The sequence below is a fragment of the Pseudescherichia vulneris genome (genome assembly GCF_902164725.1).
In the GTDB taxonomy this organism is placed as follows: domain Bacteria; phylum Pseudomonadota; class Gammaproteobacteria; order Enterobacterales; family Enterobacteriaceae; genus Pseudescherichia; species Pseudescherichia vulneris.
Map to the genome: position 1 here is coordinate 3529207 of NZ_LR607338.1, position 685 is coordinate 3529891.

General features: G+C 60.1%; 2 protein-coding genes. Both read right to left on the reverse strand.

Features of this window, described 5'->3' with window-relative positions:
- Positions 1-43 precede the first annotated feature (43 nt).
- Positions 44-352 (reverse strand): PerC family transcriptional regulator, encoded by a 309-nt coding sequence (locus FN633_RS14650; protein ID WP_154058210.1) that lies wholly within the window; start codon positions 350-352, stop codon positions 44-46.
- Between the two features lie 10 nt (positions 353-362).
- The gene (locus tag FN633_RS14655; RefSeq protein ID WP_154058211.1) at positions 363-614 is read right to left on the reverse strand and encodes a helix-turn-helix transcriptional regulator; all 252 of its coding nucleotides are present in this window, start codon (positions 612-614) and stop codon (positions 363-365) included.
- Positions 615-685: the final 71 nt, after the last annotated feature.

A 685-nucleotide genomic window follows, 5' to 3' on the forward strand; every position in this document is an offset into this window, starting at 1 on the left:
ATAGGTCAGCACTACGCTGCCGACCCTGATGTTGTCGGTGGTGTTAGTCATAGATCACCCCACAAGTGCAGCCTGCGCTGATTCCGCTGTAGTCACCCCGGCGCAGCCCGTTGCTGAAACCAATACAGCGCTGGCGGCGCACGGCGATGCGGGAGCGCTCCACCTCTCCACGCGCTTTGTCCATGCACTTCAGCCAGAGATTGGCCGCTACGCGGTACTGGCCACGCTCTTCCCGAGCTATAGCCAGCTTTTCGATCTCCATCGCTGCCGGGGTTACCGCCACCGGAGCGCCCGGCGCTGGCCGGGCTAACACTTTTTCTTCGTGGTGCTTTTCGAGACGGGACTTAGCCATGATGCGCACCTCACGCAGCAGCTGAGCTAACGGGGCGGAAAACGCGCTGCGAAACTGGAGGCTTTTTTCCGGTAAACTCTGCCGGGCTGTTCGCCTGGCGCTTGTCGAGCCACTCCTCGATCTGATCGCCGTTCCACGCGCAGCGGCGGTCAGTGATGTAGAAACGCGGCGGAAACTCTCCGGCCTGCTCCAGGCGATCGATGGTGCTCCACGACAGCGGAACCATCTCCAGCACCTGCTTCTTGCTTAATGCATTTTTCATAGATACTCCTCGTTGAGATGGTGCGGCGCGCGCTGCGCCGCGAGATGGTTAAACTTCGCTGGTTAGTTCAT

Coding starts and splice junctions, on each gene's coding strand:
- FN633_RS14655 (WP_154058211.1), bottom strand. CDS start 614: ATGAAAAATGCATTAAGCAAGAAGCAGGTGCTGGAGATGGTTCCGCTG.
- FN633_RS14650 (WP_154058210.1), bottom strand. CDS start 352: ATGGCTAAGTCCCGTCTCGAAAAGCACCACGAAGAAAAAGTGTTAGCC.